This is a genomic window from Bradyrhizobium sp. CCGUVB23, assembly GCF_024199885.1.
GTDB lineage: Bacteria > Pseudomonadota > Alphaproteobacteria > Rhizobiales > Xanthobacteraceae > Bradyrhizobium.
Genome location: NZ_JANADQ010000001.1, coordinates 10,002,966 through 10,022,530, shown reverse-complemented (window position 1 = coordinate 10,022,530; position 19,565 = coordinate 10,002,966). Strand labels below are relative to the sequence as shown.

Sequence of the window (19,565 nt, the reverse complement as noted above, 5' to 3'; positions counted from 1 at the left end):
CGGTGGCGTAGGGTGGGCAAAGGCGCGCGAGCGCCGTGCCCACCGTCTTCTCTCTACGTTGCGCAGAAGAGGTGGGCACGCTTCGCTTTGCCCACCCTACATCTTGGTCTGTTTGCGCAATGTCGTGGGCACACCAACGGGCAATGCTCGTGCGACATTGTTGGCTATGTTAGGCTGATCGGATCGAGAACGCGCTTCATTTTCTCTCGCGCGAAGCGGCTCTGGATTCAGGACCCGCTTCGTCGAAGGCGACAACGGAGCTTTCCCGGAAAGGGGCAAAGGCAGGCTGCGGCGCCGACAATTCTTGGCAATACATCTGATCGATCTTGCGCTGCATGAGCCCATAGCAGTCGCATGCGGCCCTCTCCAGCTGCGCCCGGTGGATCTCTACGAAGCCGCGCCGGTCGGACGGGATGGCGCCCGCAGCGCGAAGCTTGCTCATGGTCAGAGTCACGGTCGTCCGCCGCACCCCAAGCAATTGCGCAAGCGCCTCCTGCGTCACGGGAAGATGATCATCGGGAACGCGGTCGTGCAGTTGCAGTAGCCAACGCGCCATGCGGCCATCCACCCGATGCAGCGCGTTGCAGGCGGCCACGTGCTGGAGCTGCAACAACAGCGCGCGGGCGTGGACTTGCACGACATGCCTGATCGCTGCGCTCCGCGCGTAGGCAGCCCGGAACTTCGCCGCTGATATCAGCGATGCCGTGCCGGCCAGGCGTGCAGTCGCTGTGACGGATGAATGCGACGGACCGAGTACGGAGAACGAGGCCAAAGCACCTTCCCGTCCCATCAACGTGGTTGCGACCGTTTGCCCGTCCGGCATCTCGAGCATGAAGGCGATCGCGCCGCTGTGGGGAAAATAAACCGGGTCGAGTTCGTCGCCCGACCGCACCAGGATGGCATCGGGTTCGAACGAGACCTTCTGGAAGTGGGGCGCGAGCAAGGCCAAATCCTCGGGCGGCAGCGCCGCCAGAAGCCGATTCCCAATACCGGTGCGGTGAGCGGTCACGATGCCTCTTGGTGAACGAGCAACCCAGGAACGACGGTGGCTAGCATCCATGAAAGTGCGCTTGAGTCAACGCAGCGCGCGTCGGCATGGGCGTTTTCACGTGTGCGGCAGCCCCGAGGCGGTTCCCACCGAGTGGTCGAGGCAAAGGCAATCAACAACGCAGCAAACAACATTTCGATTCCAAAAAATCAGATTATTCGAAATTGAAGTGCCGAACGGAATTCATCCAAACAGAGCCGTTGCTGGAGATCAAGCACGGGCGATTGCGGGGACCTGTCTCGTCCTCGCCGAGCAGGATGGGCCGCGCTCTTGCGTCAGGATGGCAGCACCGGAACCAACCCGTAGCGCAGCATCGTTTCCTTCATTCTTGCCGGATCGGGCGTGCCGGCCGAGAGCAGGGCGGCCATTTCCTTGAAGTATTGCGGGCCAAGTACACCTGGACTGAGGATACACAGGCAGGTCGCCGGTCGGGCCGAACGATTGATGAAGCCATGCACGACGCCGCGCCTGATGAACACGGTCTCGCCCGGCGCCACGTCGGTGTCTTTTCCATCGATCCGCCAGGTCGAGATGCCGCTCAGGCCGTAGATCGTTTCGTCCCAGCGATCGTGATAGTGAGGGATCGGCATGCGCGCGTTGGGCTGGAGCGTCATCTCGAACAGATCGAGACTGCCGCCGGTGTCGTCCTTGCTCTGCAGAAACGTCAGCTGCAATGCGCCAAGATTGATGATCTGAGGCATGGCGGACTCATCGGGTAGCGAGCGATGACGAATATTAGCGCGCTGCGGCGCTAAGCCAAGGAGGATGAGTGGCACCATCCGGTGGCAGTGGAGACCGGCGCCCGTGCGGTCTGTCCCCCTCCGGATGAGGAACCGACGCTCTACTGCGTCGTGAACAGCACCACCGCGATCGCGACCGACAGACACACCGCGGATACGGTCGCCGCCGTCGACAGCACGCCCATCCGCCGGAGCGCTGCGGCGAACAGGATGATGATGGGGGTTGCGGTCATCAGACCAAGTTGCGCCTCGCTCATGGTTGGCCTTCGCGAAAATGATGGAACCTCGACGGTCACTCTACCGACTGCCGCCGTCACGGAGGTTGCGACGGCGCAAACAGCACGAAAGCTGCCTCCGGTTTGTCCGCCGACAAATTGCGACGCGCTCCTGCGCGATATTGCACCCCGGCATCGCGCCTTGCGGAGACCAGATGTCGGCGACGGACTACGAGCAGCAGGGAAGTGGCTGGGGCATCCTCGAGGATCTGCCCGGCGATCCCATGATCTGGGTGCTGATTTTCAGCGAGCTCGCTGCCTTCGGGCTGTTCCTGGGCGCCTTCGCAATCGCCCGGCTCGTGCAGCCAGCGCTGTTCGCCTCCGGGCAGGCGGCGCTCGATTCGGGGCTTGCTGGCATGAACACCGTGGTCCTGGTGACCAGCGGCTGGGCGGCCGCGCGCGGCACGCTGGCGGCGCGGAACGGGACGAGGCGGATCGCGCGCCGTTGGCTGCTCGGTGCCATGGCACTTGGCGGCGTCTTCATTGCGATCAAGCTGATGGAGTATGCGCAGGAGATCGGCCACGGCAACGGTCTCGAGACCAGCCCGTTCTTCACGCTGTATTTCCTCCTGACCGGCTTTCACCTCCTGCATGTCGGCCTCGGCATCGTGATCCTCGCCGTGGTCTGCCGGCGTGCGGAAGCTGCGAGCGTCGAGACAGGAACGGCATTCTGGCACATGGTCGACCTGGTCTGGATCGTCATGTTCCCCATCGTCTACCTGGTGCGGTGATGAACCGTCTCGACGTGAATCGACTCAATGTGACTTGGGCCGTGCTGATCGCCCTTGCGATCGCAACCGTGCTGGTGCCCTGCCTCGTGCCGCGCGCACTCTTTGCCAACGCCGTGTTGCTCGCCCTGGCCGCAGTCAAGGGCCGCCGGATCGTGCTCGACTATCTCGATTTGCGCGCCGCGCCGGCGCTGTGGCGCGGCCTGATGAGCGCCTGGATCGTCATCCTCGTGCTGTTCGCCTGGCTCGCTTCCGCGGCCGTCGCCCTGGTCTGATCGTTGCGCATCGTCGCGCTCATTGCGCCGCAACAAAGAGCTCCGGCGCCCAATCGGCAAAATATCGTCACCGCTTTTCTCGACAGGACTTAAAACCGGAAAGGATTGGCAATGGCTGAACGCCTGACCAAGTCGGCCGCCCGAAACGTCTTCTACGGCGGATCGGCCTTTTTCTTCGCCATCTTCTTGGGGCTGACGGCGCACAGCCACTACTACATGGTCACGAGCTCGACGGACGCAGCCACGCTGACGTCGTCGGTCGCCCGCGGCAAGCACGTCTGGGAGAAGAACTCCTGCATCAATTGCCACACTCTGCTGGGCGAGGGCGCCTATTTCGCCCCCGAGGTCGGCAATGTCTGGGATCGCTGGGGCGGCAAGGAAGATCCCGCCAGTGCCCGCGAAACGCTGAAAGCCTGGATGCAGTCGCAGCCGTCCGGTGCGCCGGGCCGCCGGCAGATGCCGCAGTTCAACCTCACCGACCAGGAGCTCAACGATCTCGCCGACTTCCTGCAATGGGTGAGCACCATCAAGCGCCAGGATTGGCCGCCGAACAAGGCCGGTTGAGCGCTCAACAATCCCTCAAGACAGAGAGCCTGAGATGAAATATCAGACCCAGAAAGTCGCGATGCTGTATTTCTACGGCGCGCTGACGCTGTTCCTGGCGCAGGTCACGTTCGGCCTCGTCGCGGGAACCATCTATGTCCTTCCCAACACCCTGTCCGTCGTCCTGCCGTTCAACATCGTCAGGATGATTCACACCAATGCGCTGATCGTGTGGTCGCTGATCGGCTTCATGGGCGCGACCTACTATCTCCTGCCCGAGGAAACCGAGACCGAGCTGTTCAGCCCGATACTCGCAAAAATCCAGTTCTGGATGTTCTTCTGTGCCGCCGGCATCGCGGTGGTCGGCTATCTCTTCCACTATCACGAAGGCCGCGAATTCCTCGAGCAGCCTTTCATCATCAAGGTCGGCATCGTCGTCGTCTGCCTGATGTTCCTGTTCAACGTGACGATGACGGCACTGAAGGGACGCAAGACCACGGTCACCAACATTCTGCTGTTCGGCCTGTGGGGCGTTGCGATCTTCTTCCTGTTCGCCTTCTACAACCCGGCCAATCTTGCGGTCGACAAGATGTACTGGTGGTACATCGTCCACCTCTGGGTCGAGGGCGTGTGGGAGCTGATCATGGCTTCGGTGCTTGCCTTCCTCATGATCAAGCTCAACGGCATCGATCGCGAGGTCGTCGAGAAGTGGCTTTACGTTATCATCGGCCTGGCCTTGTTCTCCGGCATCCTCGGCACCGGCCACCACTTCTACTGGATCGGCGCCCCCGGTTACTGGCAGTGGATCGGCTCGCTGTTCTCAACGCTGGAAGTCGCGCCTTTCTTCACCATGGTGATCTTCACGGTGCAGATGACCTGGAAAGCCGGACGCAAGCATCCGAACCGCGCCGCGCTGTTGTGGTCGGTTGGCTGCTCGGTGATGGCATTCCTTGGTGCGGGCGTCTGGGGCTTCCTGCACACGCTGTCCTCGGTGAACTACTACACCCACGGCACCCAGGTGACCGCGGCGCATGGGCATCTCGCCTTCTTCGGCGCCTATGTGATGCTGAATCTGGCGATGATGGCCTACGCCATCCCGCAGCTGAAGGAGCGCGCGCCGTATAACCAGTGGCTCAGCATGACAAGCTTCTGGATCATGTGCACGGCCATGATGGTGATGACCTTTGCGCTGACCTTTGCCGGCGTGATCCAGGTCCATCTCCAGCGCGTGCTCGGCCAGAGCTACATGGACGTGCAGGACCAGCTTGCGTTCTTCTACTGGATCCGGCTCGGCTCCGGTGTGTTCGTGGTGATCTCCGCGGTGATGTTCGTCTGGGCCGTGCTGGTGCCCGGGCGCGAGAAGCAGGCGGTCATCCCCGGTGCACTGCAACCCGCCGAATAGGCTTATGGCGGCCGCGCCAGTCGCGGCCGCCCCTTCCAGGGAAATACCGGAGAGACATCATGAAACCCGCACTCCATGCCGTCCCAGCGCCCGCGCCCGAGCTTCCGGCCTATGTCGCAAGCGGCAACGAATGCGCGTTGTTCGAGCACGCCTGGCGTCATCGCCTGCCGGTTCTCCTCAAAGGTCCGACCGGCTGCGGCAAGACACGCTACGTCGCCCACATGGCGGCACGGCTCGGATTGCCGCTTCACACCGTCGCCTGCCATGACGATCTGACTGCTGCCGATCTCACCGGCCGTTATCTGCTCAGGGGCGGTGACACCGTGTGGACCGACGGTCCGCTGACCCGGGCCGTAAGGGAAGGCGGCATCTGTTATCTCGACGAGGTGGTGGAAGCGCGCAAGGACGTCACCGTGGTCCTGCATCCGCTCACCGACGACCGCCGTATCCTGCCGCTCGAGCGCACCGGTGAAGAGCTTGTCGCGCCCGCGAGCTTCATGCTGGTGGTGTCCTACAACCCCGGCTACCAGACCCTCTTGAAAGCGCTGAAGCCGTCGACGCGGCAGCGCTTCGTCGCGATCGAGTTCGGCTTCCTGCCGGCGGAGCAGGAGATCGCAGTGGTCTCCGTCGAAAGCGGGCTTGCGCCCGATCGCGTGCGGCCGCTGGTTCAGCTTGCCGCTCGCCTGAGGGCACTGAAGGGCCACGACCTGGAGGAGGGCGTCTCGACCCGGCTGGTCGTCTATTGCGCGACACTGATTGCGGCCGGGGCCTCGATCGCCGACGCCGTGCTGGCGGGTATGATCGAACCGCTGACCGATGATACCGACGTCAAGGCGGCGCTGCTCGACGTCGCGCGCGCCGTGATCGGGTGAGGGGAGGCCGATGCTCGACTTCCTCGAGCTGGAAGAGACGGTCGGCCGTGCCTGGCATCGCCTGGTTGGCGGCACCGCGAGCTATCCGGTCCATGCCGAGCATGCGGTTTCGCTGGCCGAGGTTCGCCCGCGGATCGCCGTGATGTTCCGCGCGCTCGGTGGCGAAGCCGGCGTGCAGATCGCGAGCGCCGGCGCGCGCCGCTCCGGCCACAGGCTCGGCTGGCGTCAGCGCATCGGGCTCGGCGATGAGCGCCTCGAGCAGCCGGGGCGTGATGCCGCTACCATCTTTCTGCCTGATAGCATCGCGATTTTCGAAGACCGCGCGCTGAATGTGTCGCTCTATCGATGGCTCGCCGCCTGGTTCGCGACCGCGCCGATCGAGGCGATCGACGAGGTTGATCCGCTGCGGCGCGATCTCTTGACGCTGCGACGGGCCAGCGAGACGGCGGTGTGGGTGCTCACGCAGTTTCCCGGATTGGCTGATGACTACGCGAAGCTCGCCGCGGCAACGGCGCTGGCGCGTCCGCGCCGGCCACTGCCGCGCATCGAACGGGAAATGGAAGAGATCGTGCTCGCCTTGCTCGGCGCGCGCAAGCCACCTTCAGGCGAACTGTGGAAGGCCATGGCCGGCACGGGCGCGCTGCCGACAAAGGCGCCACCGGGATATCGCTCCATTCTGCCGTGCCCTCTATGGGGCGATTGCTGGGCGCGCGAGCTCTCGACCGCGGGCGCAAGCGACGATGAGCACGCGCACGGCGCAGAACCTGCGCCAGCGGACGATCGCAAGCGCTTCGCCGTACGCGAGCGCGACGAGGATGCGAGCCGCCGAGATCCCTTCGTGCTCAACCGCTTCGAAAAGATCCTCGCAATGGCCGAGATGGTCAATGTCGATCGCCCCGCCGATGACAGCGAGGATGAGGACGCACAGAAGGCGGCTGACGATCTCGAAGAAATCACGCTCAGCCGCCGCAGCGGCAAGCCCGCAACCCGGCTCAAATTCGATCTCGACCTGCCGCCGGAAGCCCTCGACGCATCGCGGCTGAACGCGGACCTCACCTATCCCGAGTGGGATTATCGTAGCGGAACTTATCTGCCCGATCATTGCCGCGTCCTTGCCGCTGCGGCGTCCGAGATCGGCGAGAGCTGGGCGCCGGATGAGACCATGCGCTGCCACATCCGCCAGGTGCGGCGCCGGTTCGAGGTGTTGCGGCCGCGCCACGAATTGATGCGCGCGCAAGCCGATGGGCACGACCTCGATCTCGACGCGCTGGTGCGCGCGCGTTGCGACCTTCGCGCCGGCAGCGGCGCGCTCGACCGCGTCCATTTGGCGATGCGGCCGCAGGGCCATGATCTCGCCGTCACGCTGCTGGTCGACGTCTCGCTGTCGACGGACGCGTGGGTTGATGGTCACCGCGTGCTCGACGTCGAGAAGGAGGCGCTTCTGGTACTCGCGCATGGACTTTCGGCCTGCGGTGATCACCACAGCATTTTGACCTTCACCTCGCGCCGGCGCTCCTGGGTGCGGCTCGAGACGATCAAGGCCTTCGGCGAGCCGATGAGTGGGGCAGTGGAGCGCCGGATCGGGGCGCTGAAGCCTGGCTACTACACCCGCATTGGCGCGGCGGTGCGCCATGCAGCGGCCGGGCTCGCCCGCCAGCCGCAGCGCAAGAAGCTGCTGCTCGTTCTGACCGACGGCAAGCCGAACGATGTCGATCACTATGAGGGGCGCTTTGCGATCGAGGACACCCGTAAATCCGTGCAGGAGGCGCGCCGGCTCGGCATTGCCGTGTTCGGCGTCACGGTCGACGCGACGGCGCAATCCTATTTTCCGACCCTGTTCGGGCGTGGCGGCTACGCGATCGTCGGCAATATCCGCCGGCTGCCTGCGGCACTGCCGGCGATCTACCGGCAGGTGGCACATTAAGGCCCGGGAAAGCCGCAAGAGGCCGGTGCGTCAGTGCTGCTGGCCCGATTGGGGGCAAGAAAACTCGCGTGAGGAAACGTTGATCTAGCGCAAGGCGCGCACCGATCGCGAGGGCACATCGTTTCCGACGGGCAGGAAACCGTGGAGCCAATCCATGAACCAGATGAGTTTGAAAAAAATTGCAATAGCGACCTCGACCTTCGCGTGCGCGACATTGCTCTCCTTCAGCTGGACTGAGCAACGCGGCGTCTCGCTATCGATCGACAGTGCTCAGGCGCGAGTCGGTCGTCCGCTCACTCCAGTGAGCGTTGCGGGTGTTGCACGCCGGCAAAACCGGCGGGCCGCGTACCAGTACGACTCGGCTGGCATTGCAGGCCCGATGGCGGTCAACTACGCCGGCCTTGCAAGCGCGGCTGGCACGGCAACCGTCGCCGCCACCCAGCCTTGGGGCTGGGGTGGTACCGGTTACTATGGCGGCCGGCCCTACGTCGGTAGCGGGGCTTTGGCGGCCAATGCCTATTATGGCGGCGGCGCCATCCAGACCAGTCCGTTCTACCTGCAAAGGGCCTATCCCGCGAACGGTCCCTGGTACGGCGTCAACGGATGGGCTGGCTACAAGGCGCGCTATGGAATCGTCTGTGATCCAGGCAGCCTGATCAAAGGCGATGACGGCCTGATGCACGTCTGTCAGTAGGAAACCCGTATGGCGACGACAAGGGGCGGCTCAAAGAGCCGCCTCTGCTCGTGTCGCAAGACGGCGCTCGGTCGTCCCTTAGTGAATGGTCACCTTCAACATCGAGGACGTGTCGAGATTGGGCAAGGGTACGATCAAGCTTCCAATCTGGCTGCGCATCGCGGTCGTCGCGGGCCTGGTTATCCTCGCCGCCGCTGCAAGCCTCATCGCGTACCGCTGGTACGTCCGGCCGGTGACCCTATCGATCGCGGTCGGGTCGCTGGACGGCGACGCGCCAAAAATCGTATCGGCGTTGGCGAGTAGACTTGTCGTCAATAACGCGCCGGTGCGGCTCAAGGTGGTGGAGACCAGCGGCCTGATCGAATCCGCGGCAGCGTTCTCCTCCGGCAAGACGGACCTTGCCGTCGTTCGCGGCGATGTCGGCGACCTCTCGCATGCGCAGGCCATTGTGGTCCTGGCCCAGGCGGTGGCGATGCTCGTTGCGCCTCCGGGCTCCGCGATCACCGACATGGCGGGCCTGAAGCGCACCACGGTGGGGGTGGTCGGTAGCGACACCAATCAGAAACTCGTCGACGTCTTGAGAAGGACATATGACCTTGACCGCGCCAACGTTGCGTTCAAGGGCGTTGCGCTCGATCAGGTCCGCCGGGCGCTCGAAACCAAGGAGATACGTGCCGTCCTGTTCGTGATGCCGCTGAGCGACAAATACCTGTCGCTGGTGCGAGGGCTGTTCCCTCAGAACGCGAAGACCGCCCCGGTTCTGATTCCGATCGAGAGCGCAGGAGCAATTGCCGAGAAGGAACGAGCCTACGAGAGCTTCGACATCCCCAAGGGCACGTTGCGCGGATCCCCTCCCGTTCCCGAAGACGATGTGACCACGCTTCAGACCGCCTTCTATCTGGTCGGCAAGAAGAGTCTCGACAACGATATGATTGCCGGCTTCACGCAAGCCATTACGACCGCTCGCAGGGACCTTCTGGCCGAATTGCCAATTCTTGCGCAGTTCAAGGCGCCGGACACCGATGCCGGCGCCTTTCTTCCCGTCCATGCCGGAGCGGCGGAGTTTTACAATGGCAATCAGCTCACGTTCCTGGACAAGTGGAGCAACGCCATCTTTCTCGCACCAATGGCGCTTGGCGCGCTCGTCACAGTGCTCGCGGCGGCCTGGCGGTTTCTCCGATCCGGCGAGCTGAAGCCGAGCGAGCCGGCGCTCGACACGCTTTATGCGTTGGGGCAACGGATACGGCACGTCGGAAACGCCTCGGAATTGCTGGAGATCGAAAATCAGATCGACGAGGTCTTGCGCGCGCAACGCGCCAGGACGGACGACGATGAACAAGCTCTGGATGCTGCCACCCTGAATGTTGCGGCCCATCGTCTCGAGAATCTGATTCATGATCGCAGGGCAGCGCTCGCTGCCGCGAATTCGGTGGCGCCGCAAAAAACAAAACTGTGACGAATCCGGATTTGAGGGGCGGGGGCTTCCCATCATCTGTCGTCGGGCGGTGCCCACCCGCGCCTGCAAGTGACATGCGTCTTACGCAATGTGGGTCTCCCACCTTGCTCCCCTCATGGCTTCGTCGCTGACGTTCCTCGCATGCACTCCCCCAGCCACCGTTTCCTGCCTCGGGCGCAACGCCGCACGGTGAGCTATTGCTCAGCGCGTGAGTATATGATCGAATGTCACGATGGACGCTACCAGGCCCGATCTGATCATCTTCGACTGCGACGGCGTGCTGGTCGACAGCGAGCTCCTGAGCTGTCGCTGCCTGTCGGAAGTGCTGTCCGAATTCGGCATCGTGCTCAGTGCGGAGCAGGCGCTCGAGCTGTTCCTCGGGCGCAGCACGAAGGCGATCGAGCAGCATTATCGGGATCTCGGACAGGTCGTGCCGGAAAGCTTCTTGCCTCGCTTCAAGTCGAGGGTGCTGAGCACCTTCGCAAGTGCATTGCGGCCGATCCCCGGGATCGGCGCGTTGGTATCGGAGTTGAACAGGCCGTTTTGCGTCGCCTCGTCGAGCGACATCGATCGCGTCTCGCTTTCCCTCGAAGTCACCGGTCTCAAGCCGCATTTCGGCGACCGGCTGTACACGGCGCAGATGGTGCGACACGGCAAGCCGGCGCCCGATCTCTTCCTTTATGCCGCGGAGAAGATGCGCACCGATCCGGCGCGTGCGCTGGTCATCGAGGACAGCGTCAGCGGCGTGCAGGCGGCCAAGGCGGCCGGCATGACGGTCTGGGGATTTGTCGGCGGCAGCCATTATCGCGCCCGCGACGGCCGCGCTATATTGACCGCCGCCGGAGCCGATCGGGTCTTCGCGCAGATGAGTGATTTCTGGAAGGACGCGTGACGCCGGCCATGGCGGTGGAGAACGAAAAATCCAGACTCGACGATGCCGCGCGCGCCGGCTGGCTCTACTTCATTGCCGGTCACACGCAGGACGAGATCGCCAGAATGCTCCAGGTCTCGCGCGCCTCGGCGCAGCGGCTAGTCTCGTTGTGCCTGGCCGAGCGCCTGATCACCTTTCGCCTCGAACATCCCATTGCCGCCTGCATGGAACTGGCCTCGCGGCTGAAGGCGCGCTTCGAGCTTGCCCATTGCGAGGTGGTGCCGACAGACCCGGCGGCGCCGCAGGCGACCGCAGGGATCGCCGAGCGCTGCGCCAACCTCCTGGACTCGACGCTGCGTTCGGAGACCCCCGTCATCGTCGCGCTCGGGACGGGGCGCGCGGTGCGCGCGGCGGTCGAGCGCGTCACCCCGATCGAGCGACCGAATCACCAGATCGTCTCGCTGGTCGGCAACATCTCCGCCGATGGTTCGGCGAGCTTCTACGACACCGTCGGGCGCCTGGCCGACCGCACCGGCGCGCGGCATTATCCGATGCCGCTGCCGTTCCTGATGTCTTCGGAGGACGAGCGCAACAAGATGGGCCGGATCGAGCCGATCGCGAAGGTGAAGGCGATCGCAACCAAAGCCGACCTGCGGCTCGTCGGCATCGGCCAGATGGACCAGAAAGCGCAGGTCCACGTTGATGGCTTCGTCACCCGCGACGAGTTGTTCGAGATGATGCGGCTCGGCGCCATCGGCGAGATCACCGGCTGGGCCTATGACGCCAAGGGCCGCCTGCTCAAGGGCGGCACCAACAAGCGCCTCACCAGCATCCCGCCTGAGGTGCCGGTCAAGACCACGACGATCGGCGCTGCGGTCGGCGCGGCAAAAGTGTCGGCGATCTCGGCCGCGCTGAACGGCCGCCTGATCAACGGCTTGATCACGGACGAAGCGACCGCCCGCGCGATCCTCGAGCGCTGAAGCCGCGGCGTCGCGGCGCATCTCCACCACCATCTCTCTTGCACTGCACCACCCGGAATTGAGGGGAGGGCGCGCGCGCCTGCTTGACAAAGCGCCGGCCTGAGTTGAACATACGCCCAACGCGTGGGCATATGCTCAAAACGCGAGTTAAGGGAGGTCACCGTGAAAAAAGTCCTAGGCGCCGTCTGCGGCGTGTCTGCACTGCTGTTTTCCGTTCCCTCGATGGCCGAAACGACCCTGACGATCGCCACCGTCAACAACAGTGACATGATCCGCATGCAGGGACTGACCAGCGAATTCACCGCGAAGAACCCGGACATCAACGTGAAGTGGGTGACGCTCGAGGAGAACGTGCTGCGCCAGCGCGTCACCACCGACATCGCCACCAAGGGCGGGCAGTTCGACGTCCTCACCATCGGCACCTACGAGGTGCCGATCTGGGCCAAGAAGGGCTGGCTGGTGCCGCTCGCGAATCTCGGCGCCGACTACGACGTCGCCGACCTCTTGCCGAAAATCAAGGATGCGGTCTCCGTCGACGGCAAGCTCTACGCCGCGCCGTTCTACGGCGAGAGCTCGATGATGATGTACCGCACCGATCTGTTCGAAAAGGCCGGCCTGAAGATGCCGGAAAGCCCGACCTGGGATTTCGTGATCGATGCGGCCAAGAAGCTCACCGACAAGAATGCCGGCGTCTACGGCATCTGCCTGCGCGGCAAGGCCGGCTGGGGCGAAAACATGGCGTTCCTGACCGCCATGTCGAACTCCTACGGCGCGCGCTGGTTCGACGAGAAGTGGGAGCCGCAGTTCAACTCGCCGGAATGGAAGACGACGCTGACGACCTATGTCAATCTCATGAAGGAAGCCGGCCCTCCCGGCGCGAGCTCGAACGGCTTCAACGAGAACCTGGCGCTGTTCAACGCCGGCAAGTGCGCGATGTGGATCGACGCGACGGTTGCGGCGTCCATGGTCTCCAATCCGAAGGAATCGAAGGTCGCCGACAAGGTCGGCTTTGCGCTGGCGCCGAACACCGGGCTCGGCAAGAACGCAAACTGGCTGTGGGCCTGGAGTCTGGCGATCCCGGCCGGCTCGAAGAAGACGGACGCTGCCGAGAAGTTCATCGCCTGGGCGACGAGCAAGGACTACACCAAGCTCGTGGCTTCCAAGGAGGGCTGGGCCAACGTGCCGCCGGGCACGCGGACCTCGCTCTACCAGAATCCTGATTACCTGAAGGTTGCACCGTTCGCGAAGCTGACGCTGGCCTCGATCGATGCGGCGGACCCGAACAAGCCGACCGTGAAGCCGGTGCCTTATGTCGGCGTGCAATACGCCGCGATCCCCGAGTTCCAGGGTCTCGGCACGCAGGTCGGGCAGCAGTTCTCCGCCGCATTGTCCGGATCGACCACCGTCGATGCCGCGCTTTCGGCGGCGCAATCAACGACCGAGCGCGAGATGAAGCGCGCCGGCTATATCAAGTAAGACCAAGGCTCACCCTCCTGAGAGCCTAACCTGCGGCCATCCACCTCTTGGGATGGATGGCCGCCTTCTTCCCGGAAGAGGAGAAGCTGACAATGGCAACCCGGCAGACGCAGTATCTTGCGCGGTCGCTCCTGGCCCCGGCCGTCGGGCTGCTGTTCATCTGGATGATCGTCCCGCTCGCGCTGACGCTCTATTTCTCGACGCTGCATTACAGCCTGCTCGATCCCGGCTCCGAAGCGTTCGTCGGTCTGGAAAACTTCCGCTACTTTCTCACCGATCCGGCCTTTCTGGCCTCGCTCCAGAACACGCTGGTGCTGGTCGGCTCGGTGCTGGTGCTGACCATTTTGCTCGGCATTCCCCTGGCGCTCCTGCTCGATCAGCCCGTGGTCGGTCGCAACATCGTGCGGCTGATGGTGATCGCGCCGTTCTTCGTGATGCCGACGGTGAGTGCGCTGGTCTGGAAGAACCTGCTGATGCATCCGGTTTCCGGATTGTTTGCCTGGCTTGCAAAAGTGTTCGGGCTGACGCCGATCGACTGGTTCAACGACATGCCGATGTTCGCCATCATCCTGATCGTCGCCTGGCAGTGGCTGCCGTTCGCGACCCTGATCCTCCTGACCGCGCTGCAATCGCTCGACGAGGAGCAGAAGGAAGCCGCCGAGATGGATGGCGCGAGCGGGGTTTCGACCTTCATCTACATCACGCTGCCGCATCTCGCGCGGCCGATCACGGTGGTAGTCCTGATCGAGACCATCTTTTTGCTCACGGTGTTTGCCGAGATCTTCGTCACCACCGGCGGCGGACCCGGCCTCCAGACGACCAACATAGCCTTCCTGATCTACTCGCAGGCGCTGATCCAGTTCGACGTCGGCAGCGCCTCGGCCGGCGGCCTCGTCGCGGTGGTGATCGCCAACATCGTCGCCTTCTTCCTCGTTCGCATCGTCGGCCGCAATCTGGAGGCTTAGACCATGGCACGCATCGCAACGACGCAGCGGGTCGCGGTCTCTACGGCAGGCGCCTGGCTTTGCGGTTTCCTGATCTTCTTCCCGATCCTCTGGATGGTGCTCGCAAGCTTCAAGACCGAGCTGGAGGCCTTCGCCATTCCGCCTTCATTCCTGTTCTTCCACTGGACTCTCGAAAATTACGCGACGGTGCAGGAGCGCAGCGACTACCTCCACCATGCGCTGAACTCGATCATCATCGCCGGCGGCTCGACGTTGATCGCGCTGCTGATCGCCATTCCGGCCGCGTGGTCGATGGCGTTCTCGCCCACAAAGCGCACCAAGGACATCCTGCTCTGGATGCTCTCGACCAAGATGATGCCGCCGGTTGGCGTGCTCGTGCCGATTTACCTGATCTACAAGAACGTCGGCCTGCTCGATTCACGCATCGGCCTCATCTTCATCCTGTGCCTCGGCAATTTGCCGATCGTGATCTGGATGCTCTTCACCTATTTCAAGGAGATTCCGCGCGACATCCTGGAAGCGGCGCGCATGGACGGCGCCACCGTCGGCCGCGAGCTCGTCTATGTGTTGACGCCAATGGCAATCCCTGGCCTGGCGTCGACCTTGCTGCTCAACCTTATCCTCGCCTGGAACGAGGCGTTCTGGACGCTCAACCTGTCGACATCAGAGGCGGCGCCGCTGACGGTGTTCATCGCTTCCTATTCGAGTCCCGAGGGATTGTTTTGGGCAAAATTGTCGGCCGCCTCGACGCTGGCAATCGCGCCTATTCTCGTCCTCGGTTGGTTCAGCCAGAAGCAGCTCGTGCGCGGGCTCACCTTTGGCGCGGTCAAGTAGCGAAAGGGCTGTCGCATCATGGGTCAAATCACACTTCAAGGCGTGCAGAAAGCCTTCGGGCCCGTGCACATTATCAAGGGCGCCGACCTCGATATCGCGGACGGTTCCTTCGTGGTGTTCGTCGGTCCATCCGGCTGCGGCAAGACCACGCTCTTGCGGTTGATCGCCGGGCTCGAAGACGTGACGGATGGACGGATCCTGATCGACGGCAAGAACGTCGTCGCGGTTCCGCCCGCCAAGCGCGGTCTGTCCATGGTGTTCCAGTCCTACGCGCTGTACCCGCATATGAGCGTGCGCGGCAATATCGGCTTTGGACTCAAGATGGCGGGCCTCGCAAAGGACGAGATCAACCGCAAGGTCGAAGCGGCGGCCGCGACCCTGAACCTCACGCCCTATCTCGAGCGTAAGCCGCGCGAGCTGTCCGGCGGCCAGCGCCAGCGCGTCGCGATCGGGCGCGCGATCGTGCGCGAACCCAAGGCGTTCCTGTTCGACGAGCCGCTGTCGAACCTCGACGCCGCGCTGCGCGTGCAGATGCGGATCGAGGTGACGCGGCTTCAGAAGCAGCTCGGCACCACCGCGATCTACGTCACCCATGACCAGGTCGAGGCCATGACGATGGCCGACAAGATCGTGGTGCTCAATGGCGGAAAAATCGAGCAATATGGCTCGCCGCTCGATCTCTATGAGAAGCCCGCCAACCTGTTCGTCGCGGGCTTCATCGGCTCGCCAAAAATGAACTTCGTCACCGGCGAGTCTGCCCTTCAGCGCGGCGCGTTCACCATCGGCGTGCGGCCCGAGCATTTGAAGATCGAGCGCGATGGTGCAGGCGGCTGGCCGGGCACGATTGCGGTCGCCGAGCATCTCGGCAGCGACACTTTTCTCTATGTCGACGCCGGCCAGCTCGGCATGCTCACCGCCCGCTATATCGGCGAGTTGAGCCTGCATGCCGGCGACCGCGTGTCGCTGGTGCCCGAACCTGCGCGCATTCACCGCTTCAACGAGAGCGGCAACGCGATCCGGGGCTGACAAGCTGGGCGAACAAGAAACGGGAAGAGCAACATGTACCTGGAAAAATTCAAGCTGAACGGCAAGACCGCGATCATTACCGGCGGCGGGCAGGGCATCGGGCTCGCCTGCGCAGAGGCGCTGGCGGAAGCCGGCGCGAAGGTGATCATTGCCGACCGTGACGGCAAGGTTGCCCAGGCCGCTCAAACCGGCCTCAAGGCCAAGGGCTACGATACCGAGACCGTCGTCATGGACGTGACCGACACCAGGCGCGTCGCCGACGTGGCGAACGATCTCGTCGCCCGTCACGGCAAGGTCGATATCCTCGTCAACAATGCCGGCATTGCCCGCAGCGAGACCCCGGCGGAGACCGTGACCGACGAGCACTGGCTCAACGTCATCGACGTCAATCTCAATGGGACTTTCTGGTGTTGCCGCGAATTCGGCAAGCACATGCTGAAAGCAAAAGCGGGAACCATCGTCAACGTCGGCTCGATGTCGGGCTTCATCGTCAACAAGCCGCAGGAGCAGTCCTTCTACAACGCCTCCAAGGCCGCGGTGCATCATCTGACAAAATCGCTTGCCGCGGAATGGGGGGCGCGCGGCATCCGCGTCAACGCGGTCGCGCCGACCTATATCGAAACGCCGTTGAACGCCTTCGTGAAAAGCAATCCCAGAATGTATGACGCCTGGATCGGTGGAACTCCGATGGCGCGGATGGGGCAGGTGGAGGAGATCGCCTCGGTCGTGCTGTTTCTGAGCTCCGAGGCCGCGAGCCTGATGACGGGCAGCATCGTGCTAGTGGATGGCGGTTACACTTGCTGGTAGGCTCCTCGTCAAAATTGACGGGAGCGACAATGCCGCAGGCGTATATCGGTGTCGATGTCGGGACGACCAGCACGCGGGCAGGGGTTTTTGACGAGGCCGGGAATCTGCTGGCGACCGCGCGGCATCCGATCAGGATCTGGCACGAGGCCGGCGATATCGTCGAGCAATCGTCGTCGGACATCTGGGACGCTTGCTCCAAATCCGTCCGCGCAGCCATGGCGGAGGCCGCCATCACGCCCGACTCCGTGAAGGGCATCGGGTTCGATGCCACCTGCTCGCTGGTCGTGCTCGGCAAGGACGGCGAGCCGGTCACGGTCAGCGCCTCCGGCGACAGCCAGCGCAATGTCATCGTCTGGATGGACCACCGCGCCACGACCGAGGCGCGTCTGATCAATGAGACGCAGGACGATGTGCTGCGCTATGTCGGCGGCTCGATCTCGCCCGAGATGGAGATGCCGAAGCTCTTGTGGCTGAAGCGGCATCTGCGCCAGAGTTTTGATGCCGCCGGCCATTTTTTCGACCTTGCGGACTATCTGACTTGGCGCGCGACCGGCTCGCTCCAGCGCTCGACCTGCACGGTGACCTGCAAATGGAACTACCTGGCGCATGACGGTGGCGGCTGGAGCGCGCCGTTCTTCCAGCGCATCGGTCTGTCGGACTTCGTCGCCGAGAAATACGCCCGCATCGGCACCGAGATCGTCGCGCCCGGGACGCGGCTCGGGACGGGCCTGACCCGGACGGCGGCGTCTGATCTGGGATTGAGTGCCGGAACCCCGGTCGGCGCGTCGTTGATCGATGCCCACGCCGGCGGCATCGGCGCGATCGGCGGACGGGATGTCTCGGGCGGCACCGCCGATGTCTGCGACCGCCTCGCCTACATCATGGGGACATCCGCCTGCATCATGGCGACGACCACGGAGCCGTGCTTCGTTCCCGGCGTGTGGGGGCCCTATTACTCCGGCATGGTGCCGAATTTCTGGCTGAACGAGGGCGGGCAGTCGGCTGCGGGAGCTGCAATCGACCACCTTCTCAGGTCCCATGCGGGATATGCCGAGGCAAGCACGGCCGCACGCAAGGACGGGCTTGATATCATCGACTTCCTGGAGAAGCGCATCATCGCGCGCGCGGGCGATGTGAGCCGTGCCGCGCTGCTGGCACGCGATATCCACGTTCTTCCGGAGTTCATCGGCAACCGCTCGCCCTACGCCGATCCCGATACGCGCGCGGTGATCGCGGGCCTCGATCTCGATACCGACATCGGCGCGATGGAGCGCCTGTTCGTCGCCGGGCTCTGCGGCCTTGCCTATGGTCTTGCCGAAGTGAACGAGGCCTTTGCCGCGCACGGTGTTCACTCCAGCATCATGATCATGGGCGGTGGGGCGAGCCGCAGCCCGCTGGTGCGGCAGATCATGGCGGATACAACGGGGCTGACCGTCGCGCTGCCGCAGACCAGGGAGCCGGTGCTGCTCGGTGCCGCCATGCTTGGCGCGGTCGCCGGCGGCGCCTTCGCCTCGATCGGCGAGACCATGGCCAAAATGTCGGCGCTCGGCCGCCTCAGCGAGCCTACAGCGCCCGGCATGGCCGAGTTTCACAGCCGCAAGCGAAAGGCCTATAAGATGCTGCGCGAGGTCGACTGCGGCAGCCGCGAAGCTATGGCCGGCTTCGAGCTGACGCTGCCGGGATAAGGGCGGGATAAGGGTACGGGTGATGCTGCTCAGTTGTGGCGATGCGTTGATCGATTTCGTGCCGACGCGCGCAGCCGACGGCCGCGAGGCCGTGATGCCTGCGGTCGGCGGCTCCTGTCTCAACGTCGCGATCGGCATGGCGCGGCTGGGCGCGCCGACCGGTTTCGTCGGCGGCCTCTCGACCGACATGTTCGGGCAGATGATCGCGGCGCATGCCGAAGCCTCCGACGTCGATCTCCGCTACGCCGCGCGCAGCGATCATCAGACAACGCTCGCTTTCGTGCGCATCGTTGCCGGCGAGTCGCACTACGCCTTCTACGACGCCGAGACCGCGACGCGGAACTGGACCTATCGGCGCGGGTCCATTCCGTTCGAGACCATCGAAGCGCTCCATGTCGGCTCGACGACGCTGGTCAACGACACCGGTGCGGCCGAGACCGGGGCGCTGATTGCAGACGCGCGGGCGTCTTCCACCATCTCGTTCGATCCGAACTGCCGGCCCAACCTCGTCAAGGACAAGCCGTCCTATGCCGCGCGCATGGCCGAATTCGCTGCGAACGCCGATATCGTCCGCATGTCCGACGTCGATTTCACCTATCTCTATCGTGACGAGCCGTACCAGCAGAGGGCCGATACGTTGCTTGGGCAAGGCGTGAGCCTCGTCGTCATTACCCGTGGCATCGACGGCGCCGTCGCCTGGCACAAGACGGCGGGGAAGATCGATGTCGCCGCGCCCAAGGTGACGGTCGCGGACACGATCGGCGCTGGCGACAGCTTTCAAGCGGCGCTGCTGTTCGCCCTGCACAAGCAGGCGCGCTTGCGTCGGCAGCAACTCGCGGACATCGGCGCCGATGAGCTGCGCCGCGCGCTGTCCTTCGCGGCCAATTGCGCCGGCTTCACCTGCACTCGGCCCGGCGCCGATCCGCCGCGCCTGAGCGAGATCGACTGGCGCTGGTAGCTCTTC

General features: G+C 63.9%; 20 protein-coding genes. 17 read left to right on the top strand and 3 right to left on the bottom strand.

The window, feature by feature from the left end:
- Positions 1–196: 196 nt before the first annotated feature.
- The 3 genes from NLN62_RS47185 to NLN62_RS47175 form a co-directional block, all read right to left on the bottom strand.
- A complete protein-coding gene (locus tag NLN62_RS47185) occupies positions 197–1,009 on the bottom strand; it encodes a Crp/Fnr family transcriptional regulator (protein WP_254113220.1) in 813 nt (270 codons plus the stop codon).
- 314 nt (positions 1,010–1,323) lie between these two features.
- The gene (locus tag NLN62_RS47180) at positions 1,324–1,749 is read right to left on the bottom strand and encodes a cupin domain-containing protein (RefSeq protein ID WP_027521151.1); all 426 of its coding nucleotides are present in this window, start codon (positions 1,747–1,749) and stop codon (positions 1,324–1,326) included.
- Between the two features lie 140 nt (positions 1,750–1,889).
- The gene (locus NLN62_RS47175) at positions 1,890–2,045 is read right to left on the bottom strand and encodes a hypothetical protein (protein WP_198031690.1); all 156 of its coding nucleotides are present in this window, start codon (positions 2,043–2,045) and stop codon (positions 1,890–1,892) included.
- A 173-nt stretch (positions 2,046–2,218) separates the two neighbouring features.
- On the opposite strand from NLN62_RS47175, the gene NLN62_RS47170 reads away from it, so the two are divergent.
- The 17 genes from NLN62_RS47170 (at position 2,219) to NLN62_RS47090 (ending at position 19,559) form a co-directional block, all read left to right on the top strand.
- Positions 2,219–2,794 carry a cytochrome c oxidase subunit 3 family protein gene (locus NLN62_RS47170; protein ID WP_027521150.1) on the top strand — a complete coding sequence of 192 codons (576 nt, stop codon included), beginning with the start codon at positions 2,219–2,221 and terminating at the stop codon, positions 2,792–2,794.
- On the top strand, positions 2,794–3,066 hold the full coding sequence (locus NLN62_RS47165) for a cytochrome C oxidase subunit IV family protein (protein ID WP_254113219.1): 273 nt from the start codon (positions 2,794–2,796) through the stop codon (positions 3,064–3,066). The genes NLN62_RS47170 and NLN62_RS47165 overlap by 1 nt, the downstream gene beginning before the upstream one ends.
- A 111-nt stretch (positions 3,067–3,177) precedes the next feature.
- Entirely contained in the window at positions 3,178–3,630 is a 453-nt protein-coding gene (locus NLN62_RS47160; RefSeq protein ID WP_254113218.1) for a cytochrome c, read from the top strand.
- Between the two features lie 34 nt (positions 3,631–3,664).
- The gene (locus tag NLN62_RS47155) at positions 3,665–5,011 is read left to right on the top strand and encodes a cbb3-type cytochrome c oxidase subunit I (protein ID WP_027521147.1); all 1,347 of its coding nucleotides are present in this window, start codon (positions 3,665–3,667) and stop codon (positions 5,009–5,011) included.
- 59 nt (positions 5,012–5,070) lie between these two features.
- The gene (locus NLN62_RS47150; RefSeq protein ID WP_254113217.1) at positions 5,071–5,883 is read left to right on the top strand and encodes a CbbQ/NirQ/NorQ/GpvN family protein; all 813 of its coding nucleotides are present in this window, start codon (positions 5,071–5,073) and stop codon (positions 5,881–5,883) included.
- Between the two features lie 10 nt (positions 5,884–5,893).
- Positions 5,894–7,807 carry a nitric oxide reductase activation protein NorD gene (locus NLN62_RS47145; RefSeq protein WP_254113216.1) on the top strand — a complete coding sequence of 638 codons (1,914 nt, stop codon included), beginning with the start codon at positions 5,894–5,896 and terminating at the stop codon, positions 7,805–7,807.
- Between the two features lie 154 nt (positions 7,808–7,961).
- Positions 7,962–8,501, top strand: a complete 540-nt coding sequence (locus tag NLN62_RS47140; RefSeq protein WP_245287937.1) for a hypothetical protein — start codon at positions 7,962–7,964, stop codon at positions 8,499–8,501.
- Between the two features lie 85 nt (positions 8,502–8,586).
- Entirely contained in the window at positions 8,587–9,957 is a 1,371-nt protein-coding gene (locus NLN62_RS47135; RefSeq protein ID WP_254113215.1) for a TAXI family TRAP transporter solute-binding subunit, read from the top strand.
- 232 nt (positions 9,958–10,189) lie between these two features.
- Complete coding sequence (locus tag NLN62_RS47130; protein ID WP_027521143.1) at positions 10,190–10,849, top strand: HAD family hydrolase; 660 nt, start codon at positions 10,190–10,192, stop codon at positions 10,847–10,849.
- Between the two features lie 8 nt (positions 10,850–10,857).
- A complete protein-coding gene (locus NLN62_RS47125; protein ID WP_027521142.1) occupies positions 10,858–11,808 on the top strand; it encodes a sugar-binding transcriptional regulator in 951 nt (316 codons plus the stop codon).
- A 222-nt stretch (positions 11,809–12,030) separates the two neighbouring features.
- Entirely contained in the window at positions 12,031–13,284 is a 1,254-nt protein-coding gene (locus tag NLN62_RS47120) for a sugar ABC transporter substrate-binding protein (RefSeq protein ID WP_245287949.1), read from the top strand.
- A 92-nt stretch (positions 13,285–13,376) separates the two neighbouring features.
- A complete protein-coding gene (locus tag NLN62_RS47115) occupies positions 13,377–14,249 on the top strand; it encodes a carbohydrate ABC transporter permease (RefSeq protein ID WP_027521140.1) in 873 nt (290 codons plus the stop codon).
- Between the two features lie 3 nt (positions 14,250–14,252).
- Entirely contained in the window at positions 14,253–15,083 is an 831-nt protein-coding gene (locus NLN62_RS47110; protein WP_254113214.1) for a carbohydrate ABC transporter permease, read from the top strand.
- Positions 15,084–15,101: 18 nt separating this feature from the next.
- Positions 15,102–16,109 (top strand): ABC transporter ATP-binding protein, encoded by a 1,008-nt coding sequence (locus NLN62_RS47105; RefSeq protein WP_027521138.1) that lies wholly within the window; start codon positions 15,102–15,104, stop codon positions 16,107–16,109.
- 33 nt (positions 16,110–16,142) lie between these two features.
- Positions 16,143–16,916 carry an SDR family NAD(P)-dependent oxidoreductase gene (locus NLN62_RS47100; protein ID WP_027521137.1) on the top strand — a complete coding sequence of 258 codons (774 nt, stop codon included), beginning with the start codon at positions 16,143–16,145 and terminating at the stop codon, positions 16,914–16,916.
- A gap of 29 nt (positions 16,917–16,945) precedes the next feature.
- Positions 16,946–18,601: an FGGY-family carbohydrate kinase gene (locus tag NLN62_RS47095; RefSeq protein WP_254113213.1), complete on the top strand. Its 1,656-nt coding sequence runs from the start codon at positions 16,946–16,948 to the stop codon at positions 18,599–18,601.
- 22 nt (positions 18,602–18,623) lie between these two features.
- Positions 18,624–19,559, top strand: a complete 936-nt coding sequence (locus NLN62_RS47090; protein WP_254113212.1) for a carbohydrate kinase — start codon at positions 18,624–18,626, stop codon at positions 19,557–19,559.
- The last annotated feature ends 6 nt before the right edge of the window (positions 19,560–19,565 follow it).